The organism is uncultured Roseovarius sp. (assembly GCF_913054395.1).
Taxonomy (GTDB): Bacteria; Pseudomonadota; Alphaproteobacteria; order Rhodobacterales; family Rhodobacteraceae; genus Roseovarius.
Genome location: NZ_CAJXIP010000207.1, coordinates 1 through 4,465, shown reverse-complemented (window position 1 = coordinate 4,465; position 4,465 = coordinate 1). Strand labels below are relative to the sequence as shown.

At 59.2% G+C, this 4,465-nt stretch carries 4 protein-coding genes and 1 pseudogene; 1 reads left to right on the top strand and 4 read right to left on the bottom strand.

All coding sequences use genetic code 11. The features are described 5' to 3' along the window. Nucleotides 1-898: AMP-binding protein (locus QZ522_RS17980; RefSeq protein ID WP_294614833.1), on the bottom strand; the 898-nt coding region annotated here is incomplete at its 3' end. Nucleotides 899-1,029: 131 nt separating this feature from the next. Here QZ522_RS17980 and QZ522_RS17975 point away from each other — a divergent pair. Continuing rightward, complete coding sequence (locus QZ522_RS17975) at nt 1,030-1,878, top strand: hypothetical protein (protein ID WP_294614830.1); 849 nt, start codon at nt 1,030-1,032, stop codon at nt 1,876-1,878. A gap of 4 nt (nt 1,879-1,882) precedes the next feature. On the opposite strand, the gene QZ522_RS17970 is transcribed toward QZ522_RS17975, so the two are convergent. The 3 genes and pseudogenes from QZ522_RS17970 to QZ522_RS17960 form a co-directional block, all read right to left on the bottom strand. Beyond that, the gene (locus tag QZ522_RS17970; protein WP_294614827.1) at nt 1,883-2,707 is read right to left on the bottom strand and encodes an ABC transporter ATP-binding protein; all 825 of its coding nucleotides are present in this window, start codon (nt 2,705-2,707) and stop codon (nt 1,883-1,885) included. 108 nt (nt 2,708-2,815) lie between these two features. Then, nucleotides 2,816-4,096 carry an ABC transporter substrate-binding protein gene (locus tag QZ522_RS17965; protein WP_294614824.1) on the bottom strand — a complete coding sequence of 427 codons (1,281 nt, stop codon included), beginning with the start codon at nt 4,094-4,096 and terminating at the stop codon, nt 2,816-2,818. 78 nt (nt 4,097-4,174) lie between these two features. Further along, nucleotides 4,175-4,465: pseudogene (locus QZ522_RS17960) on the bottom strand (branched-chain amino acid ABC transporter permease); the annotation flags it as partial.

The window sequence follows — 4,465 nt, the reverse complement described above, 5'->3', positions numbered from 1 at the left end:
AGGGGCTTGCCCCCTCCATCACCGCGCTCAGATCGCCTGTCGCAAAACGGATCAGCGGGTAATCGGGGTTCAGCGTGGTCACCACGACCTCGCCCACCTCGCCGGGGGCGACCGGGTTACCGGTGCCGGGGGTCACGATTTCGACGATCACGCCTTCATCGACGATCATCCCTTCCTGCGCGGGGCTTTCATAGGCGATATTACCCAAATCGGCGGTGGCATAGCATTGCAGACAGGCAATGCCGCGATCGGCATATTCCGCACGCAGCGACGGGAAAAGCGCCCCGCCCCCAACCGCCGCCCGTGTGATCTTGAGCGACAAGCCAAGCGCGTCGGCCTTATCCAGAATCACCTTGAGGTAATCCGGCGTACCGGCATAGGCCGTGACCCCGACGTCATGCGCCGCGCGCGCCTGAAGCTCGGTCTGCCCGGTGCCTGCGGGCAGTACGGCCGCCCCGACCGCGCGCGCGCCATTTTCAAAGATCATACCCGCCGGCGTCAGGTGATACCCGAAGCAGTTCTGCACGATATCGCCCCGCCCGACCCCGCAGGCATGCAGGAACCGGCCCATCCGCCACCAGTCATGCTCGGATCCACCGGGTTCGTAAATCGGTCCGGGCGATTGAAAAACATGAGCGAACCCATGGGCGGGCCGCGTCGTCAGCCCGCCAAACGGCATGGCATTTCCCTGCGCCTTGCCCAGATCGGATTTGCGCAGGACCGGCAACCGGGCCAGATCGGCAACCGTCGCAATCGCCGCCGCGTCCACATCACCTAGCGTCCCGCCATAGCCCGGCAAGGCCTGCGCCGCCGCAACCTGCGCTGGCAAGGCGCGCGATATCGCTTCTGCCCTCACCTCGGGGCTGCGCGTTTCAAGATCATCGAAATACTGGGTCATAGTCATATCCTTTGTCCGCCGCCTTACGTTGCGACAGCTTGACCAATTGATTGGAAAGGCCTCTTGGGCGAAGTTCCGCATACCACTGCATACAAATAATGCGATGGCGCATGAGTTCCGAGGACCCGACCATGAGTAAAGCGCAGATGTCTACCGCACCCGATCTGGTCGAAATTGATTCCCGGATCAGATTTGACGATACGCTGCAAATCATGGAGGCCGATTTTTCCGACTTTCATTTTGACAGCAGCGAAGTGGTGAACCGCTTTTATGACCGCCTTGAACGGCGTATTGCCGACAGCGGCGAAGAGCTTTGGTTCTTTCTGGTCAATCTCAACGAAACCCGGATCGACCCGGTCGCCTGGACCGCCTATTCGCGGCGCGGCAAGGCGCTGAACATGGCGCATTCCATGGGGTCGGTCCGCTTTGACGCCTCTGACGTCACCCGCCGCCAGATCGAGCGTGCGGCCAATACCGAGGCCTTTGACCCGAACCTTTTCTCGGATCGCTATGCCGCCATTGCACGTATCAGGGAGCTGCCCAGCAAACGCCGCAAGCGGCTGATCCACGCGCCCAACCACACCCTGGCCGATTTTCTCGGCCGCCTGTCGTTCGACCCCGAAACCGTGATTATGCATGTCGATTTTTCGCATTTCACCTTTCACCACAGCAGGGACGTCAACGACTTTTACGACTACATCGAAGAGCGCATCAAAGAGAGAGATCGCAAATGGTTCTTTCTGGTGGACATGAACGGCTGTCAGATCATGCCCGCGGCCTGGATCCAATACGCCCACCGCGGCAAACGCCTTAACATCGCCGCCTCTCTGGGCTCGGTGCGCTATGCCGCCGGATCGGAAACCGAGGCCGACATTCGCCTTCGGGCGGAAAGCCAGGGCTTTCGCCCCAACATCTGCAACACCCGCGAAGAGGCGCTCGAGCTGATCGAGGCATTGAGAGCTGAGCTGACGCAAGGCTGATCTCTTAGCTCAGCCAACGCTTGCGGCGGCGATAGCTGCGCACGTCGCGGAACGATTTGCGGCCCTCGTCCGACATGCCCAGATAAAACTCTTTCACATCCGGGTTTTCGCGCAGGTCCTTGGCCGGACCATCCATAACGACCCGTCCCGATTCCAGGATATAGCCATAATGCGCAAACCGCAGGGCTACGTTGGTGTTTTGCTCGGCCAGAAGAAAGGTATAGCCTTCTTCTTCGTTGAGCGTCTTCACGATGTTGAAAATCTGCTCCACAAGCTGCGGTGCAAGCCCCATGCTTGGCTCATCGAGCAGGATCGTCTCGGGGCGGCTCATCAGGGCACGGCCAATGGCAACCATCTGTTGCTCGCCCCCCGAGGTATAGCCCGCCTGGCTTTTGCGACGCTCTTTCAGGCGCGGAAAATACTCATAGACCTTGTTGAGATCCTCATCGATCTCTCCCCGCGACGAGCCGCGCGTATAGGCGCCAGTCAGCAGGTTTTCCTCGACAGTCAGATGTTCGAAACAATGGCGCCCCTCCATAACCTGAATGACGCCCTTTTTCACAAGGTCAGAGGGCATCAGATCCTGCACGCGTTCGCCGCGATAGGTGATGCTGCCCTTGGTGACCTCGCCACGCTCGGACCTAAGCAGGTTCGACACCGCCTTGAGCGTGGTCGTCTTGCCCGCGCCATTGCCCCCCAAAAGGGCCGTGATCCCGCCTTTCGGCACCTTCAGGCTGACACCTTTCAGCACAAGGATGACGTGATTGTAGATCACCTCGATATTGTTGACCTCAAGAAGGGTCTCGTCACTCGGTCCTGCATCCAACATCCCGTGTCTCCGTCCCGGTCGGGCACTCGGCCCTGCTTTCATCTTTCCAAAAATACTCAAATTTCCCCGGCCGCCGCGATTGCTGCGGCCGGGGAAAATATCACTGGCTTAGCAGCCCGGCTCGATGCCGTTCTCGGCGGCATAAGCGGCCGAATCTTCTGCGACCAGCGGTGCGAGAATTTCCTGATCCGACTGGAAGTAATCGGTGATCAGGCTCCATTTGCCCGCATCGGCATCCCACTGCGCCACGGCGCCATAGCCGTTGCCGCCGTGGTTTTCACAGGTCACCTTGAACTCGGGGCCGAATTTCGGAAGGCCAAGCGCGGCCATTTTCGCTTCGGTCATCTCAAGGTTTTCCATGCCGTCGCGCATCATCGCAGGGGTGATCGCAGTGGTGCCATGCAGGTCCTGCGCGGTTTTCGCCGCTTCGGCTGCCAGCATCGCAGCATACATGCCCCGGTTATAAAGCGCGGTGCCAAGCTGATCGCCGGCCCCGGCGGCCTTGCCTGCATCCACAACATATTTCTGCAGATCGGCATAAACCGGGTAATCATCGCCCAGGTTATGGAAGGTCAGCGCCTTATAGCCATTCGCGCCCGCACCAGCAGGCAGCACGTCGTTTTCCGACCCCGACCACCAGATACCGATGAAGTTTTCCATCGGGAAACGGATGTTTGCGGCTTCCTGAACGGCAACCTGGTTCATCACGCCCCAGCCCCACATCAGCACGTAATCCGGCTTTTCGCGGCGAATCTGAAGCCATTGCGACTTTTGCTCCTGACCGGGGTGGTCAACAGGCAGCAAGGTCAGCTCGTAACCGTGCTTTTTCGCAAGCTCTTCCAGCGTGCGGATCGGCTCTTTGCCATAGGCAGAGTTGTGATAGACCAGCGCGATTTTCTTGCCGCTGATGTCACCGCCGTTGAGGTCAAGGATATGCGTGACGGCGTGGCTTGCCCCATCCCAATAGTTGGCGGGATAGTTGAAGATATTGCGGAATACTTCGCCGTTCTTGGCCGAGGTCCGGCCATAGCCCATCGAGTGCAGCGGAATGTTGTCCGAGGTCACCTTGGGGATCAGCTGATAGGTAATGCCGGTCGAGAGCGGCTGATAGACAAGCGCGCCCGAGCCTTTGGTCGACTCGTAGCATTCCACACCTTTTTCAGTGTTATAGCCGGTCTCGCATTCGACGATGTTGACCTTCTCGCCGTTGATACCGCCATCGCGCTCGTTCAGCAGCGTGAAATAGTCGATATAGCCATCCGCAAACGGAATGCCATTGGCCGCATAGGGCCCGGTGCGATAGCTCAGCGCGCTGAATGTCAGATCAGCCAGCGCCGGCCCCGCAGCCATCACAGCCGCAATCGCGGCAGTTGCCAGTTTGAATTTCATCGGTTTATTCCTCCCTTGGTTTTTGTCCGATGGTTGTCGCAGGGCGGGATCTTGCCCGCCGTACTCCTGTGCCTGCCCCTAGTGCGGGAAAGGCCAAAGCCGTAGTTTTTCCTTGGCCACGCGCCACAATTGCGCAAGCCCGTGCGGTTCGGCGATCAAGAAGATGATGATCAGCGCCCCCACAATGATGAATTCAAGATGCGCCGCAAGATCGGTGGGCCACCCCATGCCGCCAACCAGCGCGTTTTTCAAAAGCACCGGCAGCAGCACAAGGAATGCCGCGCCCGCAAAGCTTCCAAAGATCGAGCCAAGACCGCCGATGATCATCATGAACAGGACGAGGAAGGATTTGTTGATGCCGAACACCTC

What these genes read in the sequence shown, in the direction of transcription:
- QZ522_RS17975 (WP_294614830.1), top strand. Translation starts at nt 1,030, where the DNA reads ATGAGTAAAGCGCAGATGTCTACCGCACCCGATCTGGTCGAAATTGAT.
- QZ522_RS17970 (WP_294614827.1), bottom strand. Translation starts at nt 2,707, where the DNA reads ATGTTGGATGCAGGACCGAGTGACGAGACCCTTCTTGAGGTCAACAAT.
- QZ522_RS17965 (WP_294614824.1), bottom strand. Translation starts at nt 4,096, where the DNA reads ATGAAATTCAAACTGGCAACTGCCGCGATTGCGGCTGTGATGGCTGCG.